Source organism: Streptomyces sp. NPDC017991 (assembly GCF_044328075.1).
In the GTDB taxonomy this organism is placed as follows: domain Bacteria; phylum Actinomycetota; class Actinomycetes; order Streptomycetales; family Streptomycetaceae; genus Streptomyces.
This window is the reverse complement of record NZ_JBIRGP010000002.1, coordinates 838,827-853,648: the sequence shown is the minus strand read 5'-3', so window position 1 is coordinate 853,648 and position 14,822 is coordinate 838,827. Positions and strand designations below refer to the sequence as shown.

General features: G+C 68.0%; 17 protein-coding genes. 13 read left to right on the top strand and 4 right to left on the bottom strand.

The window, feature by feature from the left end:
• Positions 1–163 precede the first annotated feature (163 nt).
• The 7 genes from ACH4DZ_RS08305 (at position 164) to ACH4DZ_RS08275 (ending at position 5,536) form a co-directional block, all read left to right on the top strand.
• Positions 164–826 carry a hypothetical protein gene (locus ACH4DZ_RS08305; RefSeq protein ID WP_398286136.1) on the top strand — a complete coding sequence of 221 codons (663 nt, stop codon included), beginning with the start codon at positions 164–166 and terminating at the stop codon, positions 824–826.
• A gap of 243 nt (positions 827–1,069) precedes the next feature.
• Positions 1,070–1,729: a hypothetical protein gene (locus ACH4DZ_RS08300; protein WP_398286135.1), complete on the top strand. Its 660-nt coding sequence runs from the start codon at positions 1,070–1,072 to the stop codon at positions 1,727–1,729.
• On the top strand, positions 1,717–2,763 hold the full coding sequence (locus tag ACH4DZ_RS08295; RefSeq protein WP_398286134.1) for a hypothetical protein: 1,047 nt from the start codon (positions 1,717–1,719) through the stop codon (positions 2,761–2,763). Before ACH4DZ_RS08300 ends, ACH4DZ_RS08295 begins: the two co-directional genes overlap by 13 nt.
• A gap of 77 nt (positions 2,764–2,840) precedes the next feature.
• Positions 2,841–3,524: a hypothetical protein gene (locus ACH4DZ_RS08290; RefSeq protein ID WP_398286133.1), complete on the top strand. Its 684-nt coding sequence runs from the start codon at positions 2,841–2,843 to the stop codon at positions 3,522–3,524.
• Positions 3,512–4,186: a hypothetical protein gene (locus tag ACH4DZ_RS08285; protein WP_398286132.1), complete on the top strand. Its 675-nt coding sequence runs from the start codon at positions 3,512–3,514 to the stop codon at positions 4,184–4,186. Before ACH4DZ_RS08290 ends, ACH4DZ_RS08285 begins: the two co-directional genes overlap by 13 nt.
• Positions 4,187–4,241: 55 nt before the next feature.
• Positions 4,242–4,898 carry a hypothetical protein gene (locus ACH4DZ_RS08280; RefSeq protein ID WP_398286131.1) on the top strand — a complete coding sequence of 219 codons (657 nt, stop codon included), beginning with the start codon at positions 4,242–4,244 and terminating at the stop codon, positions 4,896–4,898.
• On the top strand, positions 4,886–5,536 hold the full coding sequence (locus ACH4DZ_RS08275) for a hypothetical protein (RefSeq protein ID WP_398286130.1): 651 nt from the start codon (positions 4,886–4,888) through the stop codon (positions 5,534–5,536). The genes ACH4DZ_RS08280 and ACH4DZ_RS08275 overlap by 13 nt, the downstream gene beginning before the upstream one ends.
• Positions 5,537–5,614: 78 nt before the next feature.
• Here ACH4DZ_RS08275 and ACH4DZ_RS08270 read toward each other — a convergent pair whose 3' ends face one another.
• The 4 genes from ACH4DZ_RS08270 to ACH4DZ_RS08255 all read right to left on the bottom strand — a co-directional run bounded on the left by ACH4DZ_RS08270 (position 5,615) and on the right by ACH4DZ_RS08255 (position 8,686).
• Entirely contained in the window at positions 5,615–6,811 is a 1,197-nt protein-coding gene (locus ACH4DZ_RS08270) for a hypothetical protein (protein WP_398286129.1), read from the bottom strand.
• 276 nt (positions 6,812–7,087) lie between these two features.
• Positions 7,088–7,594 (bottom strand): TMEM175 family protein, encoded by a 507-nt coding sequence (locus ACH4DZ_RS08265; protein ID WP_398286128.1) that lies wholly within the window; start codon positions 7,592–7,594, stop codon positions 7,088–7,090.
• Positions 7,595–7,636: 42 nt separating this feature from the next.
• Positions 7,637–7,825 carry a DUF397 domain-containing protein gene (locus ACH4DZ_RS08260; RefSeq protein ID WP_314411957.1) on the bottom strand — a complete coding sequence of 63 codons (189 nt, stop codon included), beginning with the start codon at positions 7,823–7,825 and terminating at the stop codon, positions 7,637–7,639.
• 9 nt (positions 7,826–7,834) lie between these two features.
• A complete protein-coding gene (locus tag ACH4DZ_RS08255) occupies positions 7,835–8,686 on the bottom strand; it encodes a helix-turn-helix domain-containing protein (protein WP_398286127.1) in 852 nt (283 codons plus the stop codon).
• Positions 8,687–8,914: 228 nt separating this feature from the next.
• On the opposite strand from ACH4DZ_RS08255, the gene ACH4DZ_RS08250 reads away from it, so the two are divergent.
• The 6 genes from ACH4DZ_RS08250 (at position 8,915) to ACH4DZ_RS08225 (ending at position 14,769) form a co-directional block, all read left to right on the top strand.
• Positions 8,915–9,370 carry an ATP-binding protein gene (locus tag ACH4DZ_RS08250; RefSeq protein ID WP_398286126.1) on the top strand — a complete coding sequence of 152 codons (456 nt, stop codon included), beginning with the start codon at positions 8,915–8,917 and terminating at the stop codon, positions 9,368–9,370.
• A gap of 229 nt (positions 9,371–9,599) precedes the next feature.
• On the top strand, positions 9,600–10,982 hold the full coding sequence (locus tag ACH4DZ_RS08245) for a nitrate/nitrite transporter (RefSeq protein WP_398286125.1): 1,383 nt from the start codon (positions 9,600–9,602) through the stop codon (positions 10,980–10,982).
• Between the two features lie 177 nt (positions 10,983–11,159).
• Positions 11,160–12,350 carry a uroporphyrinogen-III synthase gene (locus ACH4DZ_RS08240; protein ID WP_398286240.1) on the top strand — a complete coding sequence of 397 codons (1,191 nt, stop codon included), beginning with the start codon at positions 11,160–11,162 and terminating at the stop codon, positions 12,348–12,350.
• A gap of 274 nt (positions 12,351–12,624) precedes the next feature.
• Entirely contained in the window at positions 12,625–13,218 is a 594-nt protein-coding gene (locus tag ACH4DZ_RS08235) for a CGNR zinc finger domain-containing protein (protein WP_398286124.1), read from the top strand.
• Between the two features lie 217 nt (positions 13,219–13,435).
• Positions 13,436–13,957 carry a sigma-70 family RNA polymerase sigma factor gene (locus ACH4DZ_RS08230; RefSeq protein WP_010039908.1) on the top strand — a complete coding sequence of 174 codons (522 nt, stop codon included), beginning with the start codon at positions 13,436–13,438 and terminating at the stop codon, positions 13,955–13,957.
• Between the two features lie 38 nt (positions 13,958–13,995).
• On the top strand, positions 13,996–14,769 hold the full coding sequence (locus ACH4DZ_RS08225; RefSeq protein WP_398286123.1) for a zf-HC2 domain-containing protein: 774 nt from the start codon (positions 13,996–13,998) through the stop codon (positions 14,767–14,769).
• Positions 14,770–14,822 lie beyond the last annotated feature (53 nt).

The window sequence follows — 14,822 nt, the reverse complement described above, 5'->3', positions numbered from 1 at the left end:
AGTGAGGGACTGACGGACGGACTTCTGGTGATGATCGCGCGGGCCGAGCAGAGAGCTCGGCCCGCGCTTCGTCGGAGCTCTCTCCCTCGGTAGCGTGGCTGCGCTCATGACCCCCTCGCCCCACCGGGAGCCGTCCGTGAACCGTCGTCCCAACCGTCCCACTGTGCTCGCAACTGTTGCGCTGACCGCCGCCGCGGCCTTGTCGCTGTCCGCCTGCGGTGGCGACAGCCCCAAGGACGAAGACAGGGCCACGGACAACGACAAGATCGCGGGCGCCGACACCGGCCCGCAGAAGTCGGCTTCGCCGTCCGCGTCCGCGTCCGCGTCCGCTTCGAGTGCCGCGGGGCGGCCGAAGATCGAGCTGCCGTCGGATCTGACGTACACCTTCGAGTGGAGGAAGACCGGCGACAAGGCGAAGGACGCGGTCCTGGCCGACAGGGAGCAGTCCATCAAGGCGGTGGACCTGGCCATCGCCCATCAGGACCCGCTGGACAAGGCGTACCTCTACTTCTACGAGGGCGAGGCCGCTGCCCAGACGCAGCAGTACATCGAGGCGTACGTGAAGGCCAAGGCGCGCACCACCGGCGCGTACCGCTATTACGGCGAGGTCGTCAACGTGAGTGACGCCGACAGCGCCTCGCTCGTGTACTGCCAGGACCAGAGCAAGGGGTACGACATGTACCTGAAGCCGAAAAAGATCAACAAGACGGCTGTGACCAAGAACAGTTACGTGCTCTACAGCACCCGGCTGAGCAAGAGCGAAGAGGGTGCCTGGGTGGTCGAGAAGCTTGTTTCGCAGCGGGGCAGTGCGAAGTGCCAGCCCTGAGCGCGAGTTCGAAGCCGACCGGGACGGACGTGATCGTGCGGGAGATCCGGTCGTCCAACCGCTGACGGGACGGATGGGGGAGTAGTGGGAACCGGCGCACGTCCCTGCCCATGCAACCCGTGCGACCCGGTCGTTGCAGTTTTGCCACGAGCTTCGCTTTGCTGGAGTTCGCACTGGTGTCGTCTCCCGTGCCCTGGGTAGCGTGGCTGCGCTCAAGCCGCCTTCGCCTCACGGGAGACATCTGTGAACCGCCGTCCCACTCTGCTCGCAGCGGTCACGCTGACCGCCGCCGCGGCCCTGACGCTGTCCGCCTGCGGTGGCGACAGCGACTCCAAGGACAAGGACAACGACAAGATCGCGGGCGCCGACACCGGCCCACAGAAGTCGGCTTCACCGACCGCGTCCGCCTCGGCTGCCGCGGGGCGCCCGAAGATCGAGCTGCCGTCGGATCTCCACTACACCTTCGAGTGGAAGAAGACGAGCGACGCGGACGAGAAGGCGGTGCTGTCCGACGGTGAGCTGTTCATCAAGGCCACGGATCAGGCCATCGCCAACCAGGATCCGCTCGACCCCGCGTACCGCTTCTATTCAGAGGGTGAGCTGGCGGCGTCGACGGAGAAGTACGTGAAGCGATTTGTGGATCACGGTGCTCGTACTACGGGGACCTACCGCTTCTACGGCGAATCGGTGACGGTCCGCAGTGATGGGACGGCCACGCTCGCGTACTGCGAGGACCAAGGCAAGGCCTACAACAAGTACGTCAAGACCAACAAGATCGACAAGACGCCGGTCACCAAGGACAGCTACGTGCTTTATAACACGGCCCTGAAGAAAAACAAGGCCGGGGTGTGGGTGACCCAGGACATGATCTCGGAGAGGGCGAGTAGCAAATGCCAGCCGTGAAAATGCGGGGAGCCATAATCGGCTCAGCAGTTGTCCTGATGCTCTCGGCGAACTCCGGCTTCGCGTCGGCCGATGACGACTTCGGCAATGGTAGCCAGAAGCCCAGTAAACCACCGGTGTCCGGCAATGCCGACGGCGAGGGAAACCTGTCGGCCACGGCAGGAGCCGTTGTCTTCGATCGTTCGAAGAACGGTTCCGGGAAATCGGCCGGCCCGGTGACGTCCAGCGCGTCGAACTGGACTCCGCCCGCTTGCTATTACGCCCCTAGGTATACCCCGGAGCAGCTGCAGAAATATCTGGAGCCGATTTGGGAGGCGGGGTCGACCGGGTACGAGTGGGATGCCACTCAGCGCGAGAAGTACGTCAACGGTGGTAAGTACAAGGACTTCAACAAGGAGAAGACCGGCAAGGGCTACTTCTGGGACTCCTATGTCACCGAGGGCAGGGAAGGTGACCCCGGCGCTCTGGACTGCACGAAGGACATCTTCTGGGTGGACAACGGCGCCGCCCCGCCCCCGGACATCCCGCAGGCGATCACCCCCGAAATGCTGGCCCAGTTGGCGTACGCCGAGATCCGTGTGCCCTCGACGAAGGTCGAACTGGCCCCGGAGGGCGCCACGAAGGTGAACCTGCCGACGTGGGCGTGGCTGGACGCGGCGGAGTTCAAGCCGGTCTCCGTGACGGCGTCGGTCCCGCTGCTGAACGTCCAGGCCACGACCACGGCCGAGCCGCTTTCGCTGAAGATCGAGCCGGGTACGGCGGATGCGACGACGTATCCCGCCTCGGGTGTGTGCGAACTGAACGGGAAGCAGATCGGCGAGGCTTTCGCCAAGGGCAAGGCGGACGAGACTCCGCCGTGCGGCGTGAAGTACCTGCGCTCGTCGGGCGACGGCTCGTACCAGCTGAAGGCCACGATCACCTGGCGGATCCACTGGACCGGCACGGGCGTGGCCGGTGAACAGCTCCTCCCGAACGGCGAGTTCGGTGCCGACCAGGACGTGATCGTCCAGGAGATCCAGTCGATCAACCGCTGACCCGGAACGGCCTGCACGACGTCACCGACGACGTGCAGGCCGCTCTGTTCTGACATCGCCTTCACCAGGAGCCGTTCGTGAACCGCCGTCCCACCCTGCTCGCAGCGCTCACGCTGACCGCCGCTGCGGCCTTGACGCTCTCCGCCTGTGGTGGCGACAGCGACTCCAAGGACAAGGGCAACGACAAGGGCAACGACAAGGTCGCGGGCGCCGTCGCCGGCACCGGCACCGGCACGGAGAAGTCGGCTTCGCCGACCGCCGGCGCCGCAGACGTTGCCGACCGCCCCGAAATCACGCTTCCGTCGGATCTGAAGCTGACCTTCGAAACGAAGAAGACCGGGGATGCGGTCAAGGACGCCGTCCTCGCCGACAACGCTGAGCGGATGCGCGCCGTGGATGCCGCGATCACGGGGACAGACCCCGAGGGGGAAGCTCTTGCCTACTACAACACCGGTAAGGCGAGGGAGGCCGCTCTGACCTGGGTCAAGCAGTTCAAGGATGCCAACGCCTCGCTCACCGGAGAAGCGCGTTATTACGACCGGACCGTGACGCTGAAGAGCGAGACTACGGCTTTGCTGAGTTTCTGTGCGGACGAGAGCAAGGGATTCAGCAAGGACAAGAAAACCGGAAAGGCAGACAAGACGCCGGCCACGAAGAACAGCTATGTCCACTACAACACCCGGTTGGACAAGAACAGCGCTGGAACGTGGCAGACGTCTCAGATCATCTCCACGAGGGGGGCGGCGCAATGCCAGCCGTAGGGCGAATCGCAGCGATCACACTGACCGCCGCCGCAGCCTTGACGCTGTCCGCCTGCGGTGGCGACAGCGACTCCGAGGACACGGGTAAGGGCAGGGGCAACGACAAGATCGCGGGCGCGGACACCGGCACGGAGGCGTCGAAGACTCCAGGCGCTTCCGCTTCCGCTTCCCCGGTGGCCGACCGGCCTACGGTCGAGCTGCCGTCGGACGTCATCGACAAGTACGAGGACTGGAAGACCGGCGACGACGTGAAGGACGCCGTCCTGACGGACACCGCAGGTCGCGTCGACGCCACGAACGACGCCATCGTCCGAGGCGACAGCAGTGCTCCGGGACTTCCGTTCTACTACCGGGACAAGGCGTTGAGCGGTGCGGTGGAGTGGGTTCAGGAGTACCGGGACGCCAATCTGTCGTTCACCGGTACCACTCGCTACTTCGACCCGAAGGTCACCCTGCTCGACAGCAATTCGGCGGCGGTTGTCTACTGCGCGGACGAAAGCAAGGGCTTCAACAGGAACCGCAAGACCGGCAAGGTCGACCGAACGCCGTCGGACGAAAGCCCGTACGTGCTGTACGACACACACCTGGAGAAGAGCGAAAAGGGTGTGTGGCAGACCACTGTTCTGACCTCGAAGCGGGGCGACAAGACGTGCGCCGGATGAGAGGGACCGAGCCGCTGCCGCTCTGTTCTGATATCGCCTTCACCAGGAGCCGTTAGTGAACCGCCGTCCCACCCTGCTCGCAGCGCTCACTCTGACCGTCGCCGCAACCTTGACGCTGTCGGCCTGTGGTGGCGACAGCCCCGATGACGAGGTCGCGGGCGCCGACTCCGCTGCCGCTACCGCTACCGAGAAGTCGGGCTCGCCGAGTGCTTCGGAAGAGGCTGCGGCCGGGCGGCCCAAGATCGAGCTGCCGTCGGACGTCAAGCTCAGCTTCACCCCGGACGAGTCCGAGGATGCTGTCAAGAACGCGATTCTGAAGGACAACGCGGAACTCGTCCGCGCACTCGACGCGGCCATCGTCGCCCAGAATGCGCGACTGCCGGCCCTTGAGTTCTATACGGAGGGCGAGGGTGCGGTGGCTGCCCAGAAGTGGGTCAAGGCATTCGTGGATGCCGGTTGGACGGTGACCGGGGACACGCGTTACTTCGACCGCCAGGTCACGGTCAGTGCCAAGAACACCGCGTCGCTCAGCTACTGCGCGGACGAGAGCAAAGCCTTCAGCAAGGTGATCAAGACCGGCGAGATCAAGGGGACCGAGGTCACCAAGGAGAGTTACGTCGCTTATGGCGTCCAGGTGGAGAAGAACGACGAAGGGGTCTGGGAACTCATGAACATCTCCTCCACGCGAGGAGCTGACAAGTGCCAGCCGTGAGTCGGGTCTTTCGCATCGCGGCTGCGACCGCCGCCGCAGCCTTGACGCTGTCGGCCTGCGGTGGCGACAGCCCCGACGACGAGGTCGCGGGCGCCGCCACCGGCACGCGGAAGCCCGCTTCGCCGACCGCGTCCCAGTCGGCTGCCGTTGCCGTGGACCGCCCGAAGATCGAGCTGCCTGCGGATCTGACCTATACCTTCGCGTGGCCGAAGACCGGCGACGAGGAGAAGGACGCTGTTCTGAGCGACAGCGAGCAGTCCATCAAGGCCGTTGATCTGGCCATCGCCAATCAGGACGCTTTGGACAAGCCGTACCTCTTCTACTACGAGGGAGAGGCGGCTGCGGGGACTGAGCAGTTCATCCAAAACTACGTCAAAAACAAGGCCCGTACCACGGGTGCCTATCGCTTCTACGACCCGCATGTGAACGTTCGCGGTGACGGGACGGCCTCGTTCAGTTATTGCGAGGATCAGGGCAAGGCGTTCGTCATGTACCTCAAGGGCAAGCAGGTCAAGAAGACCGAGGTCACCGCGCGGAGTTACGTCGCTTATCAGACGTCACTCAAGAAGAACGAAAAGGGTGTCTGGGTGATTCACGAGGTCACCTCTCAGAGCGGGAGTGCCGCGTGTCAGCCCTGAAGTGACCGCATGCCGCGGGCCGCGCCGTGTCCCGTGTCTGCCGGAGACGACCGGCGGACAGGGGACACGGCGTCGGTGTCAGGTCGTGGGGGCCGGGCCCAGGCGCATCGTGCGGGGGCCCTCCCCGGGGGTGTTCGTGCAGCGGTGGTTCGCCGGGGTTCCGGTGAGGTGGAGGCCGAGGCAGGTGCCCAGGGCCAGTTGGCCGTAGTGGTTGGGGTGCAGGGACTCCTGGCGTTGGCCCTGGCCTACGCCGGTGGTCACGAAGCGGACCCATTCGCTGGTGCGGCCCGAGGGCCGGTCGGGGCCGGCCTGGACGGTGGTGGTGGAACAGACCTCCCGACCGTCGAAGGCGCGCGACAGGTCGAGGAACTCGGCGCCGGACTCACGGGCGGCGGAGGCGAGCGTGCTGCTGATCTCGGGGACGAGCTGGTCGTGGGCCCAGGTGAGGTCCTTGTCGAAGAAGGGACAGCCGCCGTCGGTCAGGCGGTCGTACTTCTCCCCGGGGTAGCGGATCCGCGCGCCGTCGGGCAGCGGTGACGGATAGGACTGCAGGATCAGGCGGTAGCTGCCCGCCGGGTGGCCCGCCCGCTTCATGGCCGTGGTGACGTCCGCGAGTGAGTTGACCGCCGCGGTACGCATCGCGGGCAGCCTCTTCTTGACCTCCGGCGCCTGGGTGGGAGCGCAGGGCGACGCCCCGATGGGAGTGACGAAGCCCTTGGCGCAGGCGACGATGACGTCCTCGAAGCCGAGGTCGTTGCCACCGACGGAGACGACGACCGCCCGTACGGGATGGCCGGTGACTGCCTTCTGGAGCTGCTCGGCCTGGGACGGCTCGGACTTGAACGGGCTCCCGCCGTGTTCGGGCAGCAGGATCGCGGTCGAGGTGGCCCCCGAGCAGGCGAGGTTGAGCCGACGTGCCCCGGCCGGGGCGGGCGAGGAATTGACCTCGGCGCTGTCGGAGCGGTTGCAGCCGTTGTCGTAGGACGTGCCGTACACCCGGTGCGCGTCCGTCGAGCCGCTTGCGGGGTCGAAGGCCCGGTCGGTGCCGGAGTAGCCGCCGGCGCTGTCGTTGCTGTTGCCCGCCCAGCGGCCCGCCTCCCCGGAGATGAAGCTGTCGCCCAGAGACACCACCCACGGTGTCTCCGCGGCCCTGCCCTGCGCGTGGACGGTCCCGCCCTGCGTGAGGCCGGCTCCGCACAGGGCGGCCACGGCTGCGGTCGCGACCGCGATGCGCAGGCGGCCTCTGCCTCGGCCTCGTACCCAAGTAGTTCTCATGCCGCTGTCAATTGCCAAAGCAAACAAGGGATATGCGCCGAGGGCCGTGCTGCCCCTCCAACGGGTCGGGCGTCGCCATCGGTTGACATCGGCCGCGCGCCGGGGTGCGCCCCGCCGCCTCCCCTAGGGCTGTGGAGCGTTCACGTCCAGCGGCTCCGTGTGCGGCCTGCGCAGGCGCGAGATCAGCGCTCCGCCGTACGGGGAGGCCAGCGGGGCGAAGAACCACAGGACGAACGCGTACGGGAGCAGCCAGGCGAGGGCGCCGCTGAGGATGAATCAGAGGCCGACCGCCCAGGAACCGTCCGCCTGGTGCCGGGTGTCCGCCGGATCGCCCGTCGTCAGACCCGTCCTGTGCGAGATCTCCCTGATGACGGCCTCGCAGCAGACCATCGCCGCCATGGTTCCGGCGAACAGCGTGTCCGCCAGCGGGTTGGTCGCCGAGGCGCCGATGACCGCCGTCGGGAACGGGAGGAACGCGACCAGCAGCAGGAACGGTGCGTGCCAGGCCGTGAAGGCGCTCGACAGCCTGCCGATCCGGTCCATCAGCTTGTGATGGCGGCGCCACACCGACCAGAGCAGGACGAACGCCAGCGCGAACGCCAGGTAGGAGTCCCGTTGGCGCACGAGGAAGCTGCCCAGCTCGCGGGCCGACGCCAGTTCCTGTTCGTCGGGGCGTTCCAGTTCGACGGCCAGCAGTGTCATCGCGATCGCGAAGATCGCGTCCGTGAAGAAGGCCAGTCTCTCGGGCGAGAAACCTGGCTCCGGCCGATTGCTCTCGCTCATCCGAAACTCCCTGACGTCAGAACCGCGTCTGTGTCTGTGATCTTAGGGAGTGGGCTGCTGTGCCTTCAGGGCGCGTATCAGTTCGCCCAGGCGGGCGCGGGTGGTTATGAGGGTGGTGTCGGGCGCGTCGCTCTCCCGGAGGGCGACGGTTCCGGCGGGGGCGGCGGCCACGTAGACGCAGTTAGCCGCTTCGGCGCTGTACGTCGACTTCTGCCAGGTGAGTTCCGGCATGGGGTCTCCTCAGAGGTCTTGTGCGATGCGATGGATGAGGTCCCGGGACTTCGCTTCAGGCAGGGCGCGTGATTCCATACGGTCCAGCACCGAGCGGTAGCGCTCCAACTGCGCTTGCGCGTCGAGGAATTCGCAACCGTGGTCGGTGTCCAGGACGACGGTGTCGAGCTCCGGCTCGGGGCCGACGGCGCAGGTGATGGGCTGGCCGGACGCCGGGAACCCCGCTTCTCCGAAGGGGATCACCAGGACGGTGATCGTGGGGTGGTCGCTCGACTCCAGCAGGTGGCCGAGTTGCGCCCGGCTGATCTCGGGGCCGCCGAAGCCCATACGCAGTGCCGCCTCGTGCACGATGACCGTGTACGGGGTGGCGACTCCCTCGAACAGGACGACCTGGCGTTTCGCGCGGTGCGAGACGCGGTGCTCGATCTCGTACGCCCGCAGAGGCGGGACCGCTTCGCGCATCACCGCTCGGGCATGCTCCGTGGTCTGCAACAGGCCGGGCATGTGGACCGTGACAGCCACGCGGAGCGCGGTGGCGTGGTGCTCCAGCTCGGCCAGGTCCAGTAGGTCGGAGGGGAGTACATCGCGGTACTCCTCCCACCATCCGCGGACCCGCCGGCCGGTCATGGTGGCGATGGCGTCGACGAGCCGTTCGTCCGCGCAGTCGTATGAGCGGGCCAGGGCGCGGACGCGGTCGGCGCTCAGGGAGCTGCGGCCAGTTTCGATCATGCTGACGCGTCCCTGGTTGACGCCGAGCAATGCGGCAGCCCCGGTGACCGTCAACCCCGCCCGCTCGCGGAGTTTGCGGAGCTCGGAGCCCATTCGCCGCTGGCGAAGAGTTGGGGTGCTGGTGGGCGGCAAGGCGCCTCCTCTCGGCCGCGGCGCGGCAATCGGGGTCCCCCACACGAGGTAACCGGGGATGAATATCGCAGCTTTGGGAGATGTATCTTCCGTGCCGCGCTAGCTTAAGACCGTACCGCCAACTCCCTGCGCCCCCAAGCCGGAAGCGCACCCCACGAGGCATTGCCACCGCACGGCGCCGACGTTGAGCGAGCCCGAAATCGCAGCCCCTTCCTTCTGGAGGCACCCATGGTCACCGTAGCCCCGCCCGACACCTGGACGTACGCCCTTCGCCTGCCCCATGACCCCCGTGCCGCCCGCGTCGCACGCATGACCGTGCGGGCCGCCCTCCACGGGCACGGGATGGCCGAAACCCTTGATGTCGTCGAGCTGTTGACGTCCGAACTCGTCACCAATGCCTACCGGCACACCAGAGGGCCCGCCTCCCTGCGGCTGACCGCGCTGGGCGACGGGCGCCTGCGCGTGGGCGTGTGGGACAGCAGCCCCCACATCCCGGCGCCCTTCGACGAGCCTCCCGGTAGCCGGGGCGTGCAAAGCACCCCGATCAAGCCGGCCCCCGCCGGCGCCGAAAGCGGGCGCGGGCTCTTCCTCGTGCAGCAGTGCGCGACCTCCTGGGGCGGCTGGTCCCTGGGGAGCGGTCTGCTCGGGCGTGGCGCCGGGAAACTGCTGTGGTTCGAGGTCTGAGGGAACCCCCGGTGCGGACCCCCTAAGGGCCCCCGCGCAACCCCCTACGCACGCCCCGATCCACACCCCCCGAGCAGGCCCCCCGTGCCACCCTCGACGGAAAACCCTCACCACGCCCCCCGCCCGAGGGTGAGAGCAACGTTCCCCCGTGGTCACTCGCAGGCACAGAGCGGAAACGAGTCGTCCCTACCTTCGGAAATACCACCCGGAGAGATCGTGGAGGCGTGAGATGACAGCCCCGAGCAGCAGCATCACGACGCGCAAGGGGGGCCGCTGGATCGAGCAGTGGGACCCGGAGGACGAGACGTTCTGGAAGGAGACGGGGGAGAAGGTCGCCCACCGGAACCTCTTCTTCTCCGTACTCTCCGAGCACATCGGGTTCTCGATCTGGACCCTCTGGTCGGTCATGGTGCTCTTCATGGGGCCCGAGTACGGACTGACCCCCGCCGACAAGTTCTTCATCATCTCGATGGCCACCCTGGTCGGCGCCATCGTCCGGGTGCCGTACACCTTCGCCGTCGCCCGCTTCGGTGGCCGGAACTGGACCATCATCGCGGCGACCATGCTGCTCGTCCCGACGATCGCCGCCTTCGTGGTGATGGAGCCCGGGACGTCCTTCGGCACCTTCCTCGTGTGCGCCATGCTCGCCGGTGTGGGGGGCGGGAACTTCGCCTCCTCCATGACCAATATCAACTCCTTCTTCCCGCTCCGGAAGAAAGGCTGGGCGCTCGGGCTCAACGCCGGCGGCGGCAACATCGGCGTGCCCGTCGTGCAGCTCATCGGCCTCGCCGTCATCGGGGCGAGCGGCGGCCCGCGGCTGCTGCTGGGGATCTATATCCCGCTCATCGTCGTCGCCGCCGTGCTCGGCGCCCTCTACATGGACAACATCACGTCCGTGAAGAACGACACCGGCGCCGCCCGGGAGGCCGTGAAGGACCCGCACACCTGGATCATGTCCTTCCTCTACATCGGGACGTTCGGGTCGTTCATCGGATACAGCTTCGCGTTCGGTCTGGTGCTGCAGACACAGTTCGGGCGTACGCCGCTGGAGTCGGCGTACGTCACCTTCATCGGGCCGCTGCTCGGCTCGCTGATCCGGCCCGTGGGCGGCTGGCTCGCCGACAAGTACGGCGGCGCCCGCATCACCCTGTGGAACTTCGTCGGCATGGGCGCCGCGACCGCCGTCATCGTGGTCGCCTCCATGGAGAAGTCGCTCGCCCTGTTCACCACCGCGTTCATCGTGCTGTTCGTGCTGAGCGGGCTCGGCAACGGCTCCACGTACAAGATGATCCCCGGCATCTTCCAGACCAAGGCCGCCGCCAAGGGGCTCACCGGCGAAGAGGCCGCGTCGTACGGGCGGCGGCTCTCCGGGGCCTCGATGGGGCTCATCGGTGCCGTGGGCGCGGTCGGCGGACTCGGTATCAACCTCGCCTTCCGGCAGTCCTTCCTCAGCGTCGGATCCGGCACCGGGGCCTTCGTCGCCTTCCTCGCCTTCTACGCCGCCTGCTTCGCGGTCACCTGGGCCGTATACCTTCGCCGCCCTGCCGCCTCCAAGGCGACCGCCACGACCGCGTCGGAGGCGAAGACGCAGCTCAGCTACGCCGAGGTGTAACGCGACACACGGCCCGACACGCGACGTAACACGGGCGACATCAAGCGGAACCGAGCCTGTCACGCATGATTGACAGGCTCGGTCGTCCGTCGTGAGGCGGGTAGGCGGGGCGCCCCGACCCAGCGGGTGACGCGGACGAACACCACTCCAGCGGGACGAGAGCCATCCATGCCATCCATGTACGAGGAACCGCAGCAACCGGACCGGACACAGCAGCAACCCGGCCGGTCCGACCAGCAGGACCACGGGCCGTTGGCGGGGTTCACCGTCGGTGTCACCGCCGCCCGCCGCGCCGACGAACTCGGCGCCCTGCTCCAGCGGCGCGGGGCCGCCGTTCTGCACGCCCCCGCCCTGCGCATCGTGCCCCTCGCCGACGACAGCGAACTCCTGGCCGCGACCAAGCAGCTCCTCGACCAGGCGCCGGACATCGTGGTCGCGACCACCGCGATCGGATTCCGCGGCTGGGTCGAGGCCGCCGACGGCTGGGGGCTCGGGGAGCAACTGCTCGACGTGCTCCGCGGTGTCGAACTCCTCGCCCGCGGACCCAAGGTCAAAGGTGCGGTACGCGCCCAGGGGCTGACCGAGGAATGGTCCCCGTCCTCCGAATCCATGGCCGAAGTGCTCGACCGCCTGCTGGAAGAAGGGGTGGACGGGCGCCGGATCGCGATCCAGCTGCACGGCGAACCGCTGCCCGGCTTCGTCGAGTCGCTGCGGGCCGCCGGCGCCGAGGTCGTCGGGGTGCCCGTGTACCGGTGGATGGCCCCCGAGGACATCGGGCCCCTGGACCGGCTGCTCGACGCCACGATCGGCCGCGGCCTCGACGCGCTCACCTTCACCAGCGCCCCGGCCGCCGCCTCACTGCTGGGCCGCGCCGACGACCGCGGGCTGCTGCCCGAACTGCTCGCCGCCCTCAACCACGATGTGCTGCCCGCCTGCGTCGGCCCGGTCACCGCGCTGCCGCTGCAGGCCAGGGGCATCGACACGGTCCAGCCGGAACGCTTCCGGCTCGGCCCCCTCGTACAGGTGCTGTGCAAGGAACTGCCGTCCCGGGCGCGGACGTTGCCGGTCGCCGGCCACCGGGTGGAGATCCGTGGGCACGCGGTGCTGGTGGACGACGCGCTGCGGCCCGTACCGCCCGCGGGGATGTCGCTGATGCGCGCGCTGTCCCGGCGGCCCGGGTGGGTGGTGGCCCGCGCCGAGCTGCTGCGCGCCCTGCCCGGCGCGGGCAAGGACGAGCACGCCGTGGAGACCGCGATGGCCCGGCTGCGCACGGCACTGGGCACACCCAAACTCATCCAGACCGTCGTCAAGCGCGGCTACCGGCTGGCGCTGGACCCGGCCGCCGACTCCAAGTACGCCGACGTCTGATCGAAGCGTCTGATCCAAGGACGCCGACGGCTGACGCGTACGTCGCGTACGTCGCGGACGTCCGGCCCCCCGCCGGTGGTCGGAGGGCGCGGGCGGGTACGGAGCGGCGCGGGGCTTCCCGCCGCGCGCGGGGGAAGGCACTGTAGGGGTACGTGCCCCGCGCGGCCCCCTCAAGGGCCCCGCGCGGCCTTCTCGCGGACAACCCCCACCCCACGACCTCCCCCGACCCCTCACCGGCCCCTCATGGCGGTAACCCCAAGGCGGTGACAGCCACATGGCACTGGGCACGGCCACGGCCCCGTACGAGCTGCGGTTCGACTCCGGGCGGATCTGTCTCGATCTCCTGGCGACCACACACCCCGAGGAACGGCTCGACTCGGCCGAACCGCTGCGGGCCTGGATCACCGGATCCGGACTCGTCCCGGCGGGCACACCCCTCGCGTCCGCCGACTCCTCCTGGATCGTGGGATTTCGCGAACTGCGCGGTCATATAGGGCAGTTGGTGTGCAAGGAGCCTTCGGGGGACTCCCGGTCCTTCGTCATCGCGCTGGCCCGGGTCAACGAACTCGCCCGCGCCGAACCGCCCGTACCCTCGGCGGTGTGGGACGCGGGCGGTTCGCTCGTCCGCGCCCTGTGCTCCGCGCCGACCTGTGCGGCGCTCCTCGCGGCGGTCGCCCGTGACACGGTGGAACTCCTCACGGATCCGGCGGCCCGCGCGAGCATCCGGCAGTGTGAGGGAGACAACTGCCCCATCGTCTACCTGGATACGTCCAGAGGGCGTCGTCGCAGGTGGTGCTCCAGTGAGGTGTGCGGAAACCGCGAGCGGGTGGCCAGGCACCGGCGCAGAGCAGCCCTCGCACGGGCTTAGGATCTGCCGTGGATCCCCCGTGAAGCACTTGTGGAGCAGATGAGGAGACGAAATCCTCGTGCTCCTCACAAAGAATTCCATTCACTTTGAACAGCGCAACGCCCGCACCCGTATCCGGAGATGAGCGACCGACTGGGGGATCCCCCGGACACCGGAGGTAGGCGTGCGCAAGGATTCCGCCGTGGCCGATGAACGATCGCCGAGGGCCCGACATCGCATGTCCCAGCCCTCGGAACCCGACGAGGAGCTGATGCGTGCGCTGTACCGGGAACACGCGGGGCCCCTGCTCGCCTATGTGCTGCGGCTGGTCGCCGGAGACCGGCAGCGGGCGGAGGACGTCGTGCAGGAGACGCTCATCCGCGCGTGGAAGAACGCCGGTCAGCTCAACCGAGCGACCGGTTCGGTACGCCCCTGGCTGGTGACGGTCGCTCGGCGCATCGTCATCGACGGGCACCGCAGCCGGCAGGCCCGGCCGCAGGAGGTGGACCCGTCGCCGCTGGAGGTCATTCCCGCGGAGGACGAGATCGACAAGGCGTTGTGGCTGATGACACTCTCTGACGCGCTCGACGACCTGACCCCCGCCCACCGGGAGGTACTGGTCGAGACGTACTTCAAGGGGCGTACCGTAAACGAGGCCGCCGAAACCCTGGGGATACCCAGCGGCACGGTGCGCTCACGGGTGTTCTATGCCCTGCGTTCGATGAAGCTCGCACTGGAGGAGCGGGGGGTGACGGCATGAGCACATACGGGGGATACGGAACGGGTAGTCCTGGACCCATGCAAAGTTCGCAAGGGCAGGGCGATCTGCACGAGACGGTAGGGGCCTACGCGCTGGGCATCCTCGACGACGCCGAGGCGACCGAGTTCGAGGCGCATCTCGCCACCTGCGAGTGGTGCGGGCAGCAGCTCGACGAGCTCGCGGGCATGGAGCCGATGCTCGCCGCCCTCGCGGATCTGCCGGGAACCCGCGGCACACCGGCCATCGGCGAGACACTGGCCGTCCGCCCGAGCCCACAGCTCTCCGACCGGCTGGTCGGCGAAGTGGTCGAGCGGCGCGTCAAGGCCAAGAAGAGCCGGCGCCTGTTCTTCGGGCTCGCGGCCTCGCTGATCATCGGCGGCCCGATCGCCGCGATCGCGGCCAGCAGCGGCGGTGACACCGCGCAGGAGACCAGGCCCCTCGCGTCCGTCAGTCCCGCCAAGCAGGTGTTCACCGACATGAAGGACAAGGTCGAGGCCACGGACGCGGCCACGCAGGTGAACGCCGCGGTAGGCACGGAGAGCAAGCCCTACGGCACGGGTATCGCCCTCCAGCTGAAGAACGTCAAGGGCCCGCAGAAGTGCTCCCTGGTCGCCGTCAGCAAGAGCGGCGAGCGGGAGACGGCGACCACCTGGACCGTCCCGAAGTGGGGCTACGGAATCAAGGGCGCAGCCACCGAGCTGGCCAGGAATCCGCTCTACCTCCAGGGCGCCGTGGCGATGAGCGACGCCGACATCGACCACTTCGAGGTCGTCACCTTCGACGGCGACAAACTGGTCGAGGTCGACGCGTGAGCCGCCGGACGGGTCGAGACCTGAGGCCACGTGCGCGGCGGCCGGAAAGTCGG